9 protein-coding genes are annotated in these 20,964 nt (G+C 41.6%); 8 read left to right on the top strand and 1 reads right to left on the bottom strand.

Going from position 1 to position 20,964, the window contains the following annotated elements:
• Positions 1–51: 51 nt before the first annotated feature.
• The 6 genes from KWJ01_RS15660 to KWJ01_RS15635 all read left to right on the top strand — a co-directional run bounded on the left by KWJ01_RS15660 (position 52) and on the right by KWJ01_RS15635 (position 13,149).
• Positions 52–1,125, top strand: a complete 1,074-nt coding sequence (locus KWJ01_RS15660; RefSeq protein WP_224997629.1) for a DUF4249 domain-containing protein — start codon at positions 52–54, stop codon at positions 1,123–1,125.
• A gap of 899 nt (positions 1,126–2,024) precedes the next feature.
• Positions 2,025–5,165 (top strand): TonB-dependent receptor, encoded by a 3,141-nt coding sequence (locus KWJ01_RS15655; RefSeq protein WP_224997627.1) that lies wholly within the window; start codon positions 2,025–2,027, stop codon positions 5,163–5,165.
• 61 nt (positions 5,166–5,226) lie between these two features.
• Positions 5,227–6,648, top strand: a complete 1,422-nt coding sequence (locus KWJ01_RS15650) for a RagB/SusD family nutrient uptake outer membrane protein (protein ID WP_224997625.1) — start codon at positions 5,227–5,229, stop codon at positions 6,646–6,648.
• Between the two features lie 1,039 nt (positions 6,649–7,687).
• Positions 7,688–10,801 (top strand): SusC/RagA family TonB-linked outer membrane protein, encoded by a 3,114-nt coding sequence (locus KWJ01_RS15645; RefSeq protein ID WP_224997623.1) that lies wholly within the window; start codon positions 7,688–7,690, stop codon positions 10,799–10,801.
• Between the two features lie 16 nt (positions 10,802–10,817).
• Complete coding sequence (locus tag KWJ01_RS15640) at positions 10,818–12,326, top strand: SusD/RagB family nutrient-binding outer membrane lipoprotein (RefSeq protein ID WP_224997621.1); 1,509 nt, start codon at positions 10,818–10,820, stop codon at positions 12,324–12,326.
• Positions 12,327–12,354: 28 nt separating this feature from the next.
• The gene (locus tag KWJ01_RS15635) at positions 12,355–13,149 is read left to right on the top strand and encodes a hypothetical protein (protein WP_224997619.1); all 795 of its coding nucleotides are present in this window, start codon (positions 12,355–12,357) and stop codon (positions 13,147–13,149) included.
• 724 nt (positions 13,150–13,873) lie between these two features.
• Here the strand turns inward: KWJ01_RS15635 and KWJ01_RS15630 are convergent.
• Positions 13,874–14,608, bottom strand: coding sequence for a hypothetical protein (locus KWJ01_RS15630; protein WP_224997617.1), 735 nt, complete (start codon positions 14,606–14,608; stop codon positions 13,874–13,876).
• Between the two features lie 149 nt (positions 14,609–14,757).
• On the opposite strand from KWJ01_RS15630, the gene KWJ01_RS15625 reads away from it, so the two are divergent.
• Together KWJ01_RS15625 and KWJ01_RS15620 are read left to right on the top strand one after the other, a co-directional pair.
• Positions 14,758–17,664: a S8 family serine peptidase gene (locus KWJ01_RS15625; protein ID WP_224997615.1), complete on the top strand. Its 2,907-nt coding sequence runs from the start codon at positions 14,758–14,760 to the stop codon at positions 17,662–17,664.
• A 541-nt stretch (positions 17,665–18,205) separates the two neighbouring features.
• Positions 18,206–20,956, top strand: a complete 2,751-nt coding sequence (locus KWJ01_RS15620) for a S8 family serine peptidase (RefSeq protein ID WP_224997613.1) — start codon at positions 18,206–18,208, stop codon at positions 20,954–20,956.
• Positions 20,957–20,964 lie beyond the last annotated feature (8 nt).

Raw genomic sequence — 20,964 nt, 5'->3', positions numbered from 1 at the left:
CTGCTTATGAACAGAATGCGTATAAATATATTTTTTGTAGTACTGCTAGCTTTGCTTACTACATGTATTGAGCCATATACATTTGTTATCGAGAACAATGAGCCCGGCCTGGTGGTAGAGGGGTATATTTCCAATGTATCTTTCAGTGAATCTAAAGAATACCCATCAGATGGACGCTATTTTACTGTAGTACTACATTATACCAGCGATGTAGCTGACCATCTGAATGATCAGGCAGTAGCGAATGCTTCAGTTAAACTGGTAGACGACGCAGGTGCAGAATGGCTCTACACTGAAACCAGCACCCCGGGTACTTATGTGCTTAAAGCAGATGATTTTCAGGCCAGTCCTGAGCATGCTTATAAACTGCAGATTGCTTTAACGGACGGAGAGGCTTATGAATCGGAATGGGAAAGAATTGCCCAGGTAGCGCCAGAAATGGGAAACATAGGTTTTGAAGAAACAGAAAAGCAGATATATGTAGTAGAAGCCAATGAACAGGTGGTCAGGACGATAAAAGGAATCAATGTATTCATATATGTTCCACCCAATCCCAGTGGTGAGCCCCTGTATTACCGCTGGAATTTCGATTCGCACTGGATTTACACAGCACCGCTTGCACGATCCAGCAATCCTAATTTTAAGTGTTGGGTAAACAATGCAAAATATCTTCCCGGCTATACACTGCAGCAGGATAATGCCGGTGGCTACAGAAAAGACCTGTTCTTCATAGAAACAATACGAAACGAGCGGATCTTCGAGCGCTTTACGGTGCTCATTAGCCAGCAGTCACTAACAGAGAGCAGCTTCAGTTTCTGGAACGAAATGCAGGAGCAGGTAGAAAAGAATGCTTTTTTTGATACGCCTCTTTACAACCTGCAGACCAACATTAAAGCAGTGAGTGGTGATAAGCGAGCCTTTGGATATTTTAGTGTGGTAGATGAACAGGCAAAGCGCTGGTATTTTGATATCAGGGATCTGTCGTATTATGTACAAAATACCCTGAAGCCTGATTGTGAGGTAAGTTATGGGCCTGGTCCCCCGGCACCCCCATGCCTGGATTGTATGGAATATTCGAAAGGCTTTACCACCTTAGAAAAGCCATCCTGGTGGGAAGTTGAATAAACACAGTAGAGCTATTTGCGCCTAAACATTTTATATTAAGTATAAAAAATAGGATTGGAGACTTGTGGCAGAATAATATTTTGTCATGAAGGTCTCCATTGTTGTTTTGTGCTGCCGGTCCTCCGCTGTAAAAAGAATTATATAGTCAAGCCGTTCGTTGATGACAGGGGCTATTATAAATAGTATTACCAAACTCTGCTACCTGGAAAATTGGGACTGGCAAATGTTTCTGCACTGCCCTTCTACATCATTAATGTATGTTTTGCATATTTTAGCTAAAAATTTAGGAGGCTTAACAAGGTGATTTTTAGGTGAAAACGCAGCAATCAATACATGAAACGGTAGGATATTTTTGGCTCATAAATTTCAGATCATAGATTTTTAGCTTTCCTCAATGTTTTACAAGACGGTAAATGTGCAGGCAAATTCTGACAATCCTGATGTGTATTGTTTTTCTCTTACTACACTGAATTTTTCTGCAGTTGTATTTTCGGCAACTGAAATGTTTCTGAAACTGCCAGTACAATAATTAAAGAATAGGTTATTCTGCTGTTTTAGGCCTTAGCAATAATACGGAGTAGTATTTTTTGTGCCTGCCATAGTAGAAGCTACTTTTTTTACAGTGTGAGAAATTGGGTGTCAGGTTTGATGAAAAATACGCTGGCCTACTAGCTGTTTTAGCTAAAATTTAATCGAGAACTTTGTTTTGACTGTCCACAGTTAGTCCTGAAAAAGGACTGTTTTGCTTTCCAACCCTTTGGCAGAATAGTGTGTCGTAAAGAAGGGAAGAGTAAAAATATTTCAGCGTTAATAGCACATAATGCAAGTATGGTATTGTGATGATTAGCCGAATAGTATATCTTGGACCCTGGAAATTTTTCTAAACAAATCAAAAAAGAATGAAGAGGATTTTACTACTGAGTTTCGTGTTCCTTGGGCTGATAACCTCAGCCTGGGCGCAACGGACTATTTCGGGCAAAGTGACCGCCGAAGGGGAAGGTTTGCCTGGAGTAGCCGTTAGAATTGAAGGAACCACCCAAGGTACCGTTACTGATGTTGACGGTAATTACAGGCTAGAAGTTCCTGGTAACAATGCAGTACTTTCATTTTCCTTTATTGGATATGCCGAGAAAAAAGTAACTGTGGGCAATCAATCTGTGATTAATGTAACATTAGCTGAGGATGTAGAGCAATTATCAGAAGTGGTAGTAGTTGCTTACGGAGAGCAATCTCAAAGAAGCCTTACCAGTGCTGTTGGCCAAATTGATGAAACACTGATTCGTCAGCAGCAGGTTGTTGATATTGGTAGAACGCTGCAGGGTACCGTTCCTGGAGTAAACATTGTTACCGGATCAGGTCAGCCAGGCTCTACCCCACAAATAAGAATCAGGGGAATTTCTTCTATCAACTCTAGTTCAGAGCCCCTGATTGTATTAGATGGTGCTGTGTATACAGGTAATCTTAATACTATTGATCAAAACGAGATTGAGTCTATTTCTGTACTGAAAGATGCTGCTGCTGCTGCACTTTATGGTTCACGGGCTGCTTCAGGTGTAATTCTTATTACTTCTAAAAAAGGAAAAGCAGGCGATACAAGAATCAACTTTACTGCTTCATCTGGTTTTTCCGAGCGTGCTGTTGATGAGTATCCATTTGTAAATACAGAGCAAAACCTTCGCCTTGAATGGGAAGCGCTCTATAATGATGCCAGATTAACAGGCGATGCGACACCTGGACAGACTGCTTCAGATGAGCTGCTTGGACGTATAGGCTACAACCCTTATGGAGGTTTAGAATCACCCATTGGACCAAATGGCGAACTTCTGCCAGGCCAGACCCTGAAATGGGAAACTGACTGGGAAGACGCGCTCTTACAAAGAGGTACCCGCCATGATGCAAACTTGAACGTATCTGGTGGATCTGATAAGGTTACCTACTTTTTTAGTGGTAGCTACCTGAAGCAGGATGGAGTTGTAATAGGTTCTGATTTTGAGCGTTTTGCAGGCAGGCTTAACCTTGATGCTGAGCTTACCGATTGGTTGAGTGCAGGCTTAAGGCAGTCTATCTCAAGCTCTACTTCTAATTTCCCACAGCAGTCTGGTACTTCGTTCAATAACTCTGTTCAGTATATTAGAACCTTGTCCAGCATTTACCCCATCTATAGAAGAGATGTAGATGGTAATTTAATTCTGGACCCAGCTGGTAATCCTATTTTTGATGATGGTCAAAATGAAGGACCAATCAATGCAGTGCGTCCGGTTCTTCAACCTTCTAACGCAGTTGCGCAAACAACGCTGGATCGTAGCGTAGATAACAGGTTCTTCAATACTACACAGGCGTTCCTGGAAGCTTCCTTCCTGGACATGTTCAAGGCTAGAACTAGTTTTACCCTGAACAGGTATACCTATGATAACCCAACCTATACCAACCCAACAGTTGGTTCAGCCAGAACGGTGGGAGGAAGAATTGGCAGGAACAGGGACTTTAGAACAGAATGGACCCTGACCAACAGTTTAAACTGGGCCAATACATTCAATGAAGATCACAAGGTTGATATTCTACTGTTACAGGAGGCCTATGATCTTACAATCAATACTTTGAATGTTAGCAAAACTGGCTTGCCTTTCCCAGGCTTATATGAGCTTAACTCTGCAGCAACGCTCGAAGCGATCGGCGGAGCAGAAAACAAAGAAAGAATCGGAAGCTTAATGGCCCGGGCACAATATGACTTTAGAAATAAGTATTTTGTTCAGGGTTCTGTGCGCAGGGACATATCTTCAAGATTTGCACCTGAGTCCAGAGAAGGCATCTTTTATTCTGTATCAGGTTCTTGGGTGATCAGTGACGAAAGCTTTATGGATGGCATTGATTTCATAAGCTTTATGAAATTAAGAGGATCTTATGGCGAGGTTGGTAATTCTTTTATACAGGATAACCAGTTAAACCAGGTTTATTTCCCTGCTGAAAACGTATTTGAAACAGGCTGGGATCAGCTGAGTACCCCGGGTATTTATGTGGGACCACTACGTAACACACAGTTGACATGGGAAACATCTGCAATTACGAACGTTGGTTTAGACTTCGGATTTTTTAGGGAGAAACTAACAGGTAGTGTAGATGCCTATACAAAAGATACAGAAGGCTTGATCTTTGCTCGTCCACTATCTAATTCACTGGGTGTAAGAACAAACTCTATCCTGGAGAACGTAGGCAGCTTACGCAATAAAGGTATTGAGGTAGCTTTAAATTATAATATTCTACGCGATGGCGCGTTAACCTGGAGTGTTGGTGCAAACATGGCTTTTGAGAGGAATGAAATCACCGAACTACCTCAGGAAGAGATTATTACAGGTAACTTCAAGCGTGTAGAAGGTGGAACTGTATATGACTTTTTCATCAGGGAGTGGGCAGGCGTTGCTCCTTCTACCGGTGAGCCTATGTGGTATAGAAATGTTCTGGACGAAGCTGGAAATGTTGTAGGCAGAGATACAACAACCAGCCAGTCTGTTGCGCAAAGTGACAGAATATTTGCTGGAACAGCTTTACCATGGGGTAGAGGTGGATTTAATACCCGTTTAGGTTTCAAAGGTTTAGACTTAAGCGCATTGTTCAACTTTAGCCTTGGAGGTAAGCTATTAGATACAGACTATTTAGGATTGATGGAAGGTGGCCTGAGGCCAGGTCAGCAAAAACACACTGATATACTTAGAAGATGGCAGCAGGAAGGCGATATCACAGATGTACCCCGCTTGAATTCTACCGACCAGGGTGCATCAATATCTACCAGATTTCTACGAGATGCATCTTATGGACGCCTTCGTAACATTACCCTGGGTTATACATTACCAGAAAATCTAATTTCTAGGTCTGGTTTTATCCGTGGTCTAAGAGTTTTTGTACAGGGAGATAACCTGTTCACATTCTTCCCATACGAAGGATTAGATCCGGAGCAAAGTATCGGTGGTCTGTTACCTGGTCAGACAAATAACAGGTCGTCTATCTACAAAACTGTAACGGCAGGTATCGAGATAAATCTATAAACTAACTTGACTACAAATGAAATTGAAATATATATATTCACTTATTCTATGCGTCTTCATCATGTCGTGTGAAGATTTCGTAGACGAACCACAACCACAGGCTGAAGTAGGCTCTGAGGCTGTTTTCTCCTCGCCAGAGGGTGTAAGGGCATTCCTAACAGGAACCTACAGGGCGCTGAGGGGCTTTAATGATGAACTTGCAAATACTACAGCTAGTAACGATGATTCGGAAGGATACGGATCTTTGATGAACACCCGCACTGTGGTAGGCAATGATTTTGTTCAACCTGCATTTCAGTGGATGGCTTTTGAATACCGCTATCTTGCCAGAGAAAGCTCAAATTCCAGAAAAGTTAATTTTGTATGGAATATGGCATACGAGATCATCAACAGCATGAACCTTCTGATTGAAGGAGTAGAAGCTTCTGGTTTGAGCGAAAATCAGAAGGAAGAATTCATAGCAGAAGCTCGTGCCATCCGGGGCCTTATGTATTTTGAAGCGGTGAAAGAATATGCACTTCCTTATGCCGCAGGCAGAGACAATGTTGGTATTCCGATTTACCTGGAATCAGCTAGTGTAGCTTCTACTGGTAATCCCAGAAAATCTGTTGGTGAAGTATATGACGTAATCAGAGCTGATCTGGAGTATGCATCTGCTAACATACCAGTTGAGAGAGATTTCAAATGGAGAATTAACAAAGCAGTAGCCGATGGTATACTCGCCAGAGTTTACCTGCACATGGGCCTTTGGAGCGAAGCGGCAACAGCGGCAAATAGTGCCAGAACTACTTATGGAGCTGGTTTGGCACCTGCCTCTTATGCAGATGGCTTTGATGTGCTTGAATCTCCAGAGTGGATCTGGGGCTTGCCTTTCTCGGCTGATCAAACACTATATTATGGTAGCTTTGCATCTTTCTGGGATGGTACTCGCTATACGCCAACCATAAAAGCTAACCCAACATTTGTAGCTGAGTTTTCTGAAACTGATGTCAGGAACCTGTTTACGCCTATTGCTAATGATGTGTTGTACGATGTTGAAAAGTTTGAAGCAAACCCTGACTTTGGCGAAGATGTTGTTTTGATGCGTGTTGCTGAAATGTACCTGATTGAGGCAGAGGGCCTGGCACGCTCAGGAAGCGAAGATGCTGCTGCAGAATTATTGTTTGAACTGCAAAGCAATCGTGACCCAATGTTTACGACTCCTTCTGGTAACACTGGCGATGCCCTAATTGAGGAAATTCTTCTAGAGCGCAGAAAAGAACTCTATGCTGAAGGTCTGGCTGATTTCCCGGATTATAGAAGACTACAAATGGGATGGTCTAGGGATGCGAGTCACCCGGCTGCATTTAGATTTGCGCTGGAGCCTAATGATTACCGCTTCTTCTTATTGATCCCACAAGCCGAGATTGATGCAAATCCAGCAATAAACGAAGAGGATCAAAACCCCAATGCACCAGGTGATACCTGGCCAGCGGCAAAGTAACTGATTCTAATTTAGTTAGCTGTTGTTCATAATCAGCAGCCAATATTATTCTACTTATAAAGTCCTCTGGTAAGAGCTATCTTACCAGAGGACTTTTTTCATTTTAAACGCTACATAATCCTGGTGGGAGACAATCCAGTAGTTGTGTATCATGTTTAAGTACAACAGTCACGTTCAATATATGATACATCATGGGCTGATTAGTATAAACGCCAACTGTAGACCATCAGCTGCAGGTTAATTAACGCAAAATTATCTTCTGTTTTAAGGCTACCCAATTTTTCTGTTTGCTGATATCGTTCTGTATTATGGGGTTTGTATAGCCAGGCCGTTTGTCATATAAAAAAACATTCAACAGATACAGAATCAGGAAAATAGCAAGTAAAGCAGACTCATTGAAAGAACTTTTGGTGTATGATTCGTATCGATTTAATACTAGATTTCAACATTTTATGCAGGTAATTTTTTTAAGTGAATAATGTAGAATTTTTGAGAAAGTGAGTAACTATTAAGTCTCATGTATGTAGCCATTTTTTTGCTTAGCGGTTAGCTGTTGTTCCTGCAATGTTGTCATATCCTGGAATGTGTTTATCTGGCTGAGGGTTAGTTTCATTGTTTATATTTTATTTAAATAATTAACAACGGTATCGGAATATTAAAAATATAAGGATATATCGACGGGAATGTTATACACATCCAATATAAATTATAATATTATGAATTATTTATTTAAGGGGTAGATAAATTTGAGGTCAAGATTGAAGGGATTTAAATAATTATATATGTAAACATTTTCACAATGATGAATCAATGCCCTGATATAGATTCAATCGTTAGCAGTAGTTCATATAGAAATAAAATCATTGAAAAATGCAGATTTGGGTTTCCATCTCTTTAGCAAAATAGTGTGTCGTTATTATGAGGAGAATAAAAATATTTGAGAGGGAAAGCGGCAATATTCAAGTATGGTATTGCCTGAATTAACTTAAAAGTATAACTTGGACTCCTAGAAAATTTTTCTAACCTAATCAAAAAAAGAATGAAGAGGATTTTACTACTGAGCTTCGTGCTCCTTGGGCTGATAACCTCAGCCTGGGCGCAACGGACTGTTTCAGGCAAAGTGACCGCCGATGGGGAAGGGTTGCCTGGGGTAGCCGTTAGGATCAAAGGTACCTCCCAAGGTACCGTTACCGACATGGATGGTAACTACCGTTTAGAGGTTCCGGGCAACAACACTGTTATCACTTTCACCTTTATTGGCTATGCCGATAAAGAAGTAACAGTGGGTAACAGATCTGTTGTTGATGTTGTACTGTCCGAGGATGTTGAAACCTTATCGGAAGTAGTGGTAACTGCGGTGGGTATCGAAAGAGAGCAGAAAGCTCTGGGATATTCTGTAGGTTCCGTTTCTGGTGAAGCAATTTCAGAATCCAGGTCTACAAACGTGGTTAATGCATTATCAGGTAAAGTTGCTGGTGTTCAGGTTACTTCCAGTGGGGGTGGTGTAGGCCAGGGTGCACGTGTTACCCTACGTGGTGCACGTTCTTTAACTGGTAACAACGAGCCACTATTTGTTGTCGATGGTATCATCATCAGCAATGCAAATGACGGTAACAGCGCATCAACAAACGTAACGGGTGTTGCGCAGCCTAACAGAGCAGCTGATATCAATCCTGAGGATATTGAATCTATTTCTGTTCTAAAAGGACCGGCCGCTGCTGCCCTTTATGGTATTCGTGCTGCAAACGGCGCAATCATCATTACAACTAAAACAGGTAGAGGCGCTGCAAAAAGAGGTGAACTCGATATTGACTTTACATCTACTTATATGGTAGACGAGCCACTGCGCCTGCCTGATTATCAAAATACGTATGCGCAGGGATCGCAGGACTTTGTTTACTCCAATGGAACTTCCCGTTCATTTGGTCCTCGTATAGAAGGACAAATGCACACTAACGTTTTAGGACAAGAAGTTCCGATGCGTGTTTACGATCCAAGATCACAGTTCCTTCAGACAGGAAGCACTGCAATTAACAACTTAAGCTTTGCCGGTGGCGACGAAAAATCTAATTTTTACTTGTCTTTAGGTGCCCAGAATCAGGAATCTTATTTACCAGGAAATTACTTTGATCGCTATACTGCCCGTATCAATGCAGAGAGAAGAACAGAGAGGTTTACTGCCGGTATAAACCTCAACTATATTCACTCTGGAGGTAACACGCCTTTCTTAGGCCAATCAGGTAGCAACCCAATTTTTTCATTATTCCATACACCAGTTAGCTATGATCTGGCAGGTTATGGTTACCAGCGTGAAGATGGATCACAAATTAACTTTCGTGGAGGTTCTTTTGATAATCCGTTCTGGTCTGCAAACAACACCTATTACAAAAATGCTAATGACCGTGTAATTGGTGCAGTGAATTTAGGCTACAGTTTTAACGATAACCTTCGTTTGGACTATCGCCTGAATACAGACGTAATGAACGAAGAGTCGAAGTCTTTCTATGAAGTAGGTACAGGGGGCTGGCAGAATGGCAGAATTGCATACGATGACTTACGCCGCCAGGAAATTAATTCAGACCTGATTTTAGGGTATGATAATAATTTCGGTGGAGATGTGTTCAGCTTTAACGGTTTACTTGGTTGGAACGTTAATCAGCGGACGTATTCTTATGAAGGCATTGCAGGAACTAACTTTGTAGTGCCCGGTTTCGAGAACATTGATAACACTTCCAGCAAAGAAGTTCCAGTAGAAACGGATGAACGGAGAAGGCTGATGGGTGTATATGGTCAGGTTGACTTGGGCTACAAGAATTATCTGTTCCTGACCTTAACAGGACGTAATGACTGGTCATCCACCCTGCCGGTAGAAGAGCGATCATTCTTTTATCCTTCTGCTAGCTTAGCATTTGCATTCACCGATGCTTTCGATTTTGGAGGAAGTGCGTTTAACTTCGGTAAACTCCGCTTAAGTGCTGCAAGAACCGGTAACGATGCGGCTCCTTACTCCCTAAGTCCACTATTTAGCGCGGCCGCTTTCAGTGATGGCTTTACAGATGGTATTGCCTTTCCTGTGAATGGTGTGCCTGGTTATTCTGCAAATGACATTTTGGGTAATCCAAATATTAAGCCAGAAACAGTTACTAACTATGAGGCAGGTGTTGATTTGCGCTTCCTGGATAGCCGTGTTACTTTGGATGCGACTTACTTCTATACTAAATCTACTGATCTGATTTTCCCAGTAGATATAACCCCTACCACAGGCTATACTAATTACTTAGCAAATGCCGGGCAGCTTGACTCTAAAGGTCTGGAAGTAGCTTTAGGACTGAACCCAATCAGAACTTCAGATTTCAGATGGGATGTATCACTAGTTTGGTCGAGAATCAGAACAGAAGTTGTAGAAATCATTGAGGGAGTTGATCAAATCTATCTTGGTGGTTTCTCTGGCGATCCTTCTATTCAGGCACAGGTTGGCCAGCGTTATGGAATCATTAGAGGAACTTCCTATCAGCGTGATCCAAATGGCAACATACTTGTGGATTCTGACCCAACTTCAACTACCTACGGCTTCCCGCTAATTGGTGGCACCGAATCTTTAGGCCATGTTGAGCCAGACTGGACAGGCGGTTTACGTAACAGCTTAAACTTTAAAGGCATTGAATTAGACTTCTTATTCGATTTCCGCAAGGGTGGTTACATCTGGAGTGGTACTTCAGAACTACTGCAATTCTATGGTGTAGCAGCTGTCACAGAAGATCGTGAAAATCCAGTAATTATTGATGGAGTGAAAAATGTTGGCGGATCTGAAAACCCTAACTATGTACCCAATGACATAGCGATCTTTAGAAGGGCTAATTACTGGGATCAGGTTTCTAACATTACCGAAGCTAATGTTTATGAAAACAACTGGCTTAAGCTTAGAGAACTGAACCTGTCTTACAGCCTGCCATCTTCACTATTTGCAAACAGATTTGGTTTTGTTAGAGGTGTCAAAATTTCATTAACAGGTAGAAACCTGGCACTTTGGACAAATGTACCAGACATTGATCCGGAAGGTAGTGCTTTTGGTACCGGTAACGGCCAGGGGGCTTCACGCTTTGATCTGCCTTCTAGCAGAAGTGTGGGCGGTAGCATAAGGGTTCAATTCTAAATAAATAGCAAATTCTATGACAACTATATTATATAAACGAATAACAAGTCTATTTCTTCTGCTTGCCTTAGCAACAAGCAGCTGTGATGACTTCTTTGATGTAAATGAGTCACCAAACTCACTTACAGAGGTGCCACCGGCTACTTTGTTGCCTCCAATTATTTCTACTTTAGGTTACTATGCCTACGGTAACTTTAGTTTGTACACAGGATCTATTATGCAGTATTACGCTGGTCACCGTGGTCAGCCACTGCAGTATGCACAACTTGATTTCAGAGCAAGTGATACAGATAATAGCTGGTCTGCAATATATTCAGGTGTTTTGGAGGATGCAGCTGCACTTCAGCAACAGGCAACGGTAACTGAACAGCCAGCTTACGTAGGTATTGCCCAAATTCTGAAAGCCAACAGCTATTTGTTATTAACAGACATCTATGGTGATATCCCTTTTAGCCAGGCAAATAACATAGATGAATTCATCACTACTGAATATGATGCACAGGAAGCTGTATACAATGGCATTATTGAGATGTTGAATAATGGTATTGAAAATGTACAGGCAGATGATGCAAGTTATGTTGGTGATGAAGATCTTATCTATGAAGGCGATATGGATAAATGGGTGAGGTATGCAAACACTCTAAAACTTAGAGCGCTGAATCACTTAAGCCTTCGCCAGCCAAATGCGGCACAAGAGTTTTTAAGTACGAATCCTTTGCTGATGGAAAGCAATGCAGATAATGCATTGGTTCCTTTCTTCGATGATGTAAATCAGTATAATCCACGTTACCAGTTTGATAATGTAAGTGGTAGAGAGGATGCAGCTGTTAGTGAAACTTTTGTGAACATGCTTACAGCACTTAATGACCCTCGCTTTCTGTACTACTTTGAGCCAATCAGGAATGGTGATCTTGAGGGTACAGTTGCTGGTAATTACCCCGGTGATACGCAGGATGACAGCGGTCGTGAACGTTTTTCCCGTGTTGGTTTAAGTTTAGCAGGACCAGACGCACCTGCAGTACTTGCTTCGTATGCCGAAACACAATTCATAATTGCAGAGGTAATGCAAAGGGCGGGTAACGCTGCAGCCGCACAGGAAGCATATGAAAATGCTGTAACTGCCAGCTTAAATTATCATAGCGCAGTTGCTGGAGGAGCAACTTATCCTGGTACCGGAGTTGAAATTCCGGAAATATCTGAGGATGATATCGCCACATATTTGGCACAGCAAACAGTTTCATACAGCGCTGCTGCTAATAAACTTGAGCGAATTATGGAACAGAAGTACATAGCGCTGTATACTATGCCATATGAAGCCTGGGTTGATTATAGGCGAGTTGGAGATGCTAATTATCCGGATTTAGTTAATCCTCTCAACAATAGGACGCAAAACCGTATCCCTCTACGTTTGCCCTACCCACAGCTGGAAATTGACCTTAATGGTGTAAATCTGCAAAATGGTCCAGGTATACCTGTGCCTAATGAAACACTGGTTACCCAAAGTCTGTGGTGGGACGTTCAATAATATTTCTTACTAAATTATTCGTAGAGACATGAATAAAATAAAAATATATTCATTGCTGCTAGGTATGGCAACAGCCTGGACAGCCTGTGAGGTAGATGAGCCAATCGGCGTTCAATCTGATAACCTTACATTTGTAACAGCTCCTGAAATTAGTGCTGTAGGTCAGTCATTTTATGATTTATCGGATCCTGAAAACACAGAAATTGATTTTTCCATAGCATTAGCAGGGAAAGAGTCAGTAGATAGGATTGAAGTACTTCAGTCGTATGAGGGATCAGATTTTAAAGTGGTGGAAACCATCAGTACATTCCCTGCAGATCTTAGTATCTCATTGACCGAAGCAATGAATTTGGCAGGCCTTACAGTGGATCAGTTAACCGCCGGAGATGATTTCGTATACACCTTTAAAGTGTATTCTGCAGCTGGTAGCGAATACTTTACCAATACATCTTTTACTGCCAGTACCACTTGTGTGGTACAGGCACCTTTTGAAGGTACTTATACAGTAACAGATGATTGTGAGTTGTTTTTTGGTACTGCTACTTTAACAAAGACATCTGGTAATCTTAGATCTTTTCAAGCTTCTTGGGATACATTTAATGGTATCGGTTTTGAGTTTGACTTGGTTTGTGAGCAGATTTATGTTACAGAGCAAAGTATAGGTCTTGGATGCGGGGCAGGCAATAATGTTGACGTTGTTACTGCCGCAGTTCCCGGAACTTTCTCTGCAAGTGATGATAGTCAGTTTACAGTGAATGTTAATTACAGTAATGCTGGTTGTTTTGGTGGGTTTGAATGTAGTTTAACCTTCACAAAACAATAGTGTTTTAAGCATTCTTCAACAACAGAGCCGGTTTGTGCCAGGCAAGGTCGGAAGATTTAATCTTCCGACCTTTTTTTGTTTACAGGCTGTTATTTACTCATTTTGATTGGTCAATAGGCTTGTTGCCTTTGTTGTCATTTCAGGTTGAATGACGGACACTATGAGCATGTACAAATACCACAAGATGATTATATGGCAGCTGTTGACTAATTCCCGATTGTTAGCTGTAGCAGCTCTCAGCAGAGAGCTGCTAAAACAGTGAAGATGGAGCACTGCCCCAATTGATCTGGCAGCATGTCTAGCAGCAGACCGGCAACAATAACATACATACTGGACGGCGGGATGGTATTGGCCTTCAGCCTGAAGGCAATCGACTTGCAGAAAGTCAGTTTTGTCTGCCAGACCATGGAAAAAAACATAAGCATATAGCTGATCTGCTAAAGGAAGGCCAACAAGCAGACTTGGGTTAAGCGATCCTGCTAAGTAACTAACTTAATAAAAAATCTCCTTTGTTTAGAGAAGTTGATTACGGGAGTTTAGAAAAACTAATACTTCTATTGAAAGAAAACAGCAATACCCAAGATCCGGCTTCAGCTCCAATATTAAATAGCCTAATAAGCTTTACTGGTGCCTTACATTAAGTGTTTTCTTGTAATGCTGCTGAAAAACCCAAGCTGGTAAAACGCTGTATGTATACCTAAATAGGTAGTGTGTAATATAGTCTTCAATTTGAAGATGTAAGTGAGTTCAGAAAACTTAGCATTTTGACTAAATCCTCTTCATTTTTCATTTTTATTCTGTTTTCCTTGATATACGCTTTTGTTGCATCGTGAATATCTCTGGGTAGTTTTTCATTGAATTTTTTCACTGAGTTCACAACTTCAATTGTTTGATCTTCATGTGAGAAATAATAGGTTGTAATAACTTTAGTTTTAGCATCTTTAGAACCAGTATTTAGTGCAATATTGTAGTTTGGCTGCTCTAATACTACTGTGTAATTCTTGTATAAACTCCAGGAATCAGCAGAGGCAACCTTTTCGTAACACCCCGGATTTGGAGCATTACCATAGTTGTGACTGGTAATTGACGATACGTAATTTTTATTCTTTCCATTCAAGGCTATCAATGAAAAACTATCAACCTTTGATAAAGGCAATACTTTTATTTCACTGCCGGCCTTTATTTCAATTTCCTGATTTACCAAGTCATAGCGTAATGGAAATCCTTCTATGTTGACTCCGGTCTTCATGAAAATTTCACCCTCTAACCAGTTCTTGTCTAGATACTGTTGTTCATTTTCTACGCTGTATTCTCTCCTGTCTAATTGCTGAATTGTACCCCATATGTTAGTATTCATGTCAACCCCTTTTCCGTCAACATATACTGCATTTTGTGCATATAGGCTACCTGTACATACAAAATAAACAGCTATCAGAAGCTGGAAGTAATATTTTTTCATAGTAAGATTTAAATGGTGAATTGCTTCAATAGGCTTTAATATAAATATTTTTTAACTTATTAATATTTTAGGGTAAGCATTATCATTATAAATTTTTATTTTAAAATTTATATAGAACTTGCTATTTAAAGCATTTACTATCAACTGCTATGCGAAAAATTATACCTATCTCTCTATGCATTCTATTGTTATCTGTGCGTGTGATTGCGAGTCCGCTAGAGAATGAAAAAGATAAAGTTGTAAAAGGTCAGATATTGGTAAAACTGAAGCCTTCTTTTATTTATCTAAACTCTGATGGAGCGGGCATGCGTACAAGCTTTTGGAACAATCTAGTGCCAGATCTTTCTATCTATAAATCAGTCTCATTTAGTTCTAAGGATTCTAAAAAGAATGGGCTTAACCAAAAGGCAAATAGGGGCTCTGGTTTAGATCTGCGTCAATACCATCAGTTAAGCATCGACCCTTCCATTCCTGTCGATGAAGCAATAGATAAGCTTTATAAATCAGGTGTGGTAGAAATAGCTGAGCCAGATTATATGGTTTCTACCAATTATGTTCCAAACGATCCAGAAATACCAAATCAGTACTATATTGATCTAATAAATGCTTTTGAAGGCTGGGATATCACAAAAGGAAGTAATGAATTGGTTATAGCCATTCTGGATTCTGGTGTTGATCTTGATCATCCTGACCTTGCAAATAATATATATGTTAATGAGAATGATCCTGTTGATGGAGTTGATAATGATCGCGACGGCTATATAGATAATTACTATGGTTGGGATTTTGCAGGTAGCGATAAAGATAATTATCAAGAAGATAATGATCCGAACGCCGAACTTGAAAATATTTCACATGGTACAATGGTTGCCGGCTGTGCCTCAGCTGTAACAGATAATGCTTTAGGCATTGCAGGAATTGGTTTCAATGCCAAATTGCTGGTACTAAAGCATTCTGCTGATAATGATACAGATGATAACGGGAACGCATATCTTGTTAATCTTCTTCAAGGAGTTACCTATGCAGCTCAACATGGAGCAAACATCATAAATGCCTCTTATGGAGGTACAGTCTTCAGTCAAATCGCTCAGGATATCTACAAAATTGCAGCTCTAGATTATGATGTCCTGATTGTGGCAGCTGCGGGTAACGAAGGCAGTGCTCAGCCCCATTATCCTGCAGATTATGATTATGTACTTTCAGTATCTGCATCTACTAGTGCTGATACAAAAGCAACCTTCTCTAATTATGGGTATAAAGTTGATATTGCAGCACCTGGTGCTAACATTTATACCACACAAATTAATGGTGATTATGGATATATTAACGGTACATCTTTTTCCTCACCTATAGTGGCTGGAGCTGCAGCGCTTGTCAAAACTTTATATCCAGATTTCAATGGAGCACAAATAGGAGAGGTTTTGAGGGTTACATCAGACCCCGCCTTCAACGAAAAGTTGATTCCTACTTATAAAGATAAGATGGGGCGAGGCAGGCTAGATGTTCAAAAAGCACTTACTACACAAAGTCCCTCTATTCGTTTTGATAATTCTTACCTGGAGTCTGACCAGGGTGATGTCGCAAAGGCAGGACAGCAGGCTAAACTGTACGGAGATTTCATAAATTTTTTGTGGGCTGCAGAAGGGGTTGAAGTTACTATAACTTCTTTGAGCAGATATTTAACAGTATTAAGCGAATCTGTATCTATAGGTAACTTAGATATGATGGAAGCATTCTCGTTACGCGATAACCCATTTTTGATCCAGGTAAGTGAAGATGCTCCTTTCAATACAGAGGTTTTTATAAGAGTACAGTATTCTGGCAATAACTACACCGATTATCAATACATAAAAGTGTTAGTTAACCCCAGTTTTACCAGTATTCAAAATAACCTTGTTGCAACTACAATTGCGGCTAATGGTAGAATAGGCTATCAGGATATGGATCAAACTCAGGGGATTGGATTCACTTACAATGGAGTTAATATGCTCTTTGAAATGGGCATCATTATGGCAACTGGTAATGATAAGCTGGTAAATAGTGTTAGATCAGGGGTGAATAGTGTTGATCAGGATTTCAGAATTATTAGTGCAATCAATAGAACCATACCCGGGCAAATCTCTGATGTAGATGTATATGGTGCTTTTGATGATTCAAATGCACCGGTAGCCTCTCAGTTGAATGTAAGAGTAGATTATCAGGGATTTGCATGGCACAATCAACAGTATGAAAAGTCAGTTGTACTGGAGTATGAAGTAATCAACAAAGGAGAGGAAGCATTGAATGATTTTTACTTTGGTTTGTTCGCTGACTGGGATATTAATCAGGAGGAAGGATTGGTAGGCCTTGATAAAGCTGGCTGGAATTCGGAAACAAATACAGGTTATGTTTATTCCTATGGGGCAGAAAAACCTTTGTTTGGAGCTATACAAGTATTAACAGGAGATCCCAACTACTGGGCTATTGATAATGATCCTGATTTAGATAATAACCCATTTGGCGTTTATGATGGTTACACAGATGAAGAAAAGTATCAGTCTATCTCCAGTGGTATTGGGCGTGCGGAAGGTGGTATCAATGCGGAGGGAAATGATGTAAGCCATACAGTTTCTTCTGGCCCATATACTATACCGCCCGGGGATTCTATCAGAATAGCATTTGCTTTACATGGAGGTGGCTCTTTAGCCGAGATAGTTGCTTCTGCCCGGGCAATGAAATTCATCTATGATTCGATTGAAGATGAAGAAAGGTCTGAACCAGTTATATTGGTTGAGGATGAAGTTGAAGAGCCTACAGGTCTTTATGACGAAGAAATTAGTAATGTTAGGATTTTTCCGAATCCGGCTGAAAGGTGGCTGGACATTCATGTGCCGGCTGTCGGATCAAGTCCATTTTCTGTAGAAATCATAGATCTTCGTGGTAAACGTATGAAATATTCTACTTTTCCGGCTTATCAGGAAAACGTCCGGATCCAATTGCCTCCGGTCCCCGGTGTTTATGTTGTTTCAATAACCCAGGATAAAAAAAGAACTACAAAAAAGCTTATCATAAAGTAAACAGGCGTAGCCTTCTATGAAAATTTTATGCTTCATAAACTGAAGTAGTAAGACTCCTTTCTACTTATAAGATGCATTTTAACAGCCCAACTTAATTAAGTGGGCTGTTTTGTTTGAATCCTGCTGATGTATAAGCCTTTAGATGATTGTCGCGAGTTCATAGCCTCTAAGTAAATCAGAAAAAAGACGTATATTGTGCCAAATGTTTCCGTGCTTAAAAACAGTAAAAAGTCTTATTTAGACTAGATAATGTTAGAGTGAGCGGGCTTAGGGTCATAATATCAGGGTTGTGCGGTAGTGATTATTTTAAAGAATTATATCGCCTGGTTGTGACCTGATGCGGACTTAATCCATAGAATATATTTTGAAAAAGGAGGCTGATCAAGTGAATACCAGAATAATTTGTGTGAAATCCTTAATATGTTTTTTACTAACTTTTTCTACTCATGCCTCCGTAGGCTGGGCTAACATGCCAATTTTTGATTCACCAACTATTACACCAGGGCAACTTCTTATCAAACTCAAGCCCGGCTTTGTATATATGAACAGCGATGGTTCGGGCATGCGTATTAAAAGCTGGGAAAGCCTGGTGCCCGCATTATCTGTTCAGGGGGTACATTCTTTTAGTGCAGGCACAGCAAAAAGCAGCTCCGGCACAGCACGTGCCAGTGGTAAATCAAAAATAGATTTACGCTTGTACCATCAAATCAGCATTGATCCTGAAATGCCTGTAGAGGAAGCAATCGCCTTGCTCTATAAATCAGGTGCCGTGGAAATAGCAGAGCCTGTGTATGCTGCAAAATCTTACCTCAGGCCCAACGACCCAAGGGTGTCTGATCAGTACTATCTGCCGTTGGTGAATGCTCTGGATGCCTGGGATCTTGTAACCGGCAGAAACGACATCATTATTGCTATTCTGGATTCTGGTGTAGATCTGCAGCACCCGGATCTGGCAGCTAATATTTATACCAACGAAGCAGATCCTATTGATGGTGTTGACAATGATGAGGATGGCTATGTTGACAACTACTATGGATGGGACTTTGCCGGCGATGATTACATAAGCCTGCAGGGTGATAACGACCCGTCTACAAACCTTTCGAACTTAACGCATGGTACCATGGTAGCCGGAGCTGCCTCTGCAGTTACCAATAATAATGAAGGTATAGCCGGAGTGGGTTTCAATGCGCGTTTAATGATATTGAAACATTCTGCAGATAATGATACCCGGGATGAAGGGAATGCACTACTGAGTAATTTGCTGCAGGGCGTTCTGTACGCTGCTGAGCATGGTGCAGATATCATAAATGCCTCTTATGGAAGCACCTATTACAGCCAGATATCTCATGATATTTACAGGTATGTAGCGCTTGAGTACGATGTGCTGGTAGTGGCTGCAGCCGGCAATGAAAGCAGCGTAGAGCCTCACTATCCTTCAGATTATGATTACGTGCTTTCTGTTTCGGCAACTACGGCTGCAGATGGCAGAGCCTCTTTTTCGAACTATGGCTATAGGGTGGATATTGCGGCACCCGGCTCTGATATTCTTACTACTGCGGTGGGGGGTGGCTATACCTTCACCAATGGAACTTCCTTTGCTGCTCCTATTGTATCAGGCGCTGCTGCCCTGGTTAAAACAGTATACCCTGATTTTAATGGTGCCCAGATAGGGGAGGTGCTTCGTACCACTGCCGATCCTGCCTTCAATAGCAGGCTGGGGAGCACTTATAAAGATAAAATGGGCAGAGGCCGTCTGGATGTGGAAAGGGCGTTAACAGTGCAAAGCCCATCTATCCGCATGGATAACCCCTACATTCAGGGACCCAACGGCGATGTGGCAAAAGCTGGTCAGGAAGCCATCATCTATGGCACGTTTACCAACTTCCTGTGGCCTGCTGCAGGTGCCAGTGTTACCCTAACGCCGCTAAGCAGCCACATCACCATGTTACAGGAATCAGTGGAGTTGGGAGATATGGCCATGATGGATTCTGTATCTAACCAAACGCTTCCTTTCAGAATAAGGGTTAATACCAGCGCCCCGTCAAATGCACAAATTGTATTCAGGCTGGATTATACGGCAGCCAACGGCTACACAGATTATCAGTATATAAGAGTACTGGTAAACCCTTCTTACTTTAACATCAATGAAAATCTTGTTACTACAACGCTGGCTGGTAACGGTCGCATAGGCTACCAGGATACAGAACAGGCGCAGGGCCTTGGCTTTGTGTACAATGATGTGAATATGCTTTTCGAGATGGGAGTGATGATGGGTACCAGCGAAACCCGGGTGCTGAGCACAGTTCGGGGCAGTACCCCCGGTGATGTTGATGACGATTTTAAGGTAGTGAATAAAATTGCCAGGGATAATCCCGGTATGGTATCAGACTCTGATGTTTATGGTACCTTCGATGATTCAAAGTCAAGCCCGCTTTCCAGGTTAAATGTAGAGGTTGACTACAGAAGTTTTGTATGGCGTGAGAGACCTTTTGAAAAAATGGTTGTTGTTGAATATGACGTAACCAACACCGGGAACGATGCCCTCGAAAACTACTACCTGGGTTTGTTTGCCGATTGGGATATTAACCAGGACAACTACAGGGATATGGCAGGCTGGGATGCCGCTACACAAACAGGCTATATCTATACTCCTGATCCTACAGAAAGATGGGTTGGTGCCATTCAGGTGCTTTCCGGTACTCCAAACTACTGGGCCATAGACAACGACGAAAATATTGAAAATAACCCCTTTGGCGTGTATGATGGATATACAGACCAGGAGAAATTCAGATCTATGTCGAATGCTATTGGTCGTGAAGAAGCCGGCATCATAGAAGAAGGTAATGACGTGAGCCATACCGTTTCTTCGGGGCCCTACAATATTCCTGCTGGGGGTACTGTAAGAATAGCTTTTGCGCTGCATGGCGGTTCCTCAATAGAAGACATTCTTAGCTCTGCTGAAGCGGCCAGACTGTTATACGAAACCATAAAAGACGGCGAAAGGCCAGTGCCTGTTGCTCCGGTTACGGGCATTATCCAGAACGACCTGCCTGCGCTTGCCGTTTATCCTAACCCAGCCCGGGACATTCTTAACATTGCACTGCCACAAATAGGAAAGGAGCCAATCCTGGTAAGGCTGATGGATGTGACCGGCAGGCACATAGCGAGCAAAAGCTATACCGCAGGTAAAACTACAGTGCAGTTTAGTATGCCCGGACAGGATGGCGTGTACTTCCTGGAAGTAGTGCAGGGCAACAAGCGTACCATCAGAAGAGTAGTTGTTCAGCAGTAAGTTTACCG

The organism is Cesiribacter sp. SM1, assembly GCF_020178975.1.
Lineage (GTDB): Bacteria > Bacteroidota > Bacteroidia > Cytophagales > Cyclobacteriaceae > Cesiribacter.
The sequence above is the reverse complement of the archived record's forward strand: the minus strand, read 5'-3'. Positions and strand labels throughout refer to the sequence as shown.

What these genes read in the sequence shown, in the direction of transcription:
- KWJ01_RS15655 (WP_224997627.1), top strand. Translation starts at nt 2,025, where the DNA reads ATGAAGAGGATTTTACTACTGAGTTTCGTGTTCCTTGGGCTGATAACC.
- KWJ01_RS15650 (WP_224997625.1), top strand. Translation starts at nt 5,227, where the DNA reads ATGTCGTGTGAAGATTTCGTAGACGAACCACAACCACAGGCTGAAGTA.
- KWJ01_RS15645 (WP_224997623.1), top strand. Translation starts at nt 7,688, where the DNA reads ATGAAGAGGATTTTACTACTGAGCTTCGTGCTCCTTGGGCTGATAACC.
- KWJ01_RS15640 (WP_224997621.1), top strand. Translation starts at nt 10,818, where the DNA reads ATGACAACTATATTATATAAACGAATAACAAGTCTATTTCTTCTGCTT.
- KWJ01_RS15635 (WP_224997619.1), top strand. Translation starts at nt 12,355, where the DNA reads ATGAATAAAATAAAAATATATTCATTGCTGCTAGGTATGGCAACAGCC.
- KWJ01_RS15630 (WP_224997617.1), bottom strand. Translation starts at nt 14,608, where the DNA reads ATGAAAAAATATTACTTCCAGCTTCTGATAGCTGTTTATTTTGTATGT.
- KWJ01_RS15625 (WP_224997615.1), top strand. Translation starts at nt 14,758, where the DNA reads ATGCGAAAAATTATACCTATCTCTCTATGCATTCTATTGTTATCTGTG.
- KWJ01_RS15620 (WP_224997613.1), top strand. Translation starts at nt 18,206, where the DNA reads ATGAACAGCGATGGTTCGGGCATGCGTATTAAAAGCTGGGAAAGCCTG.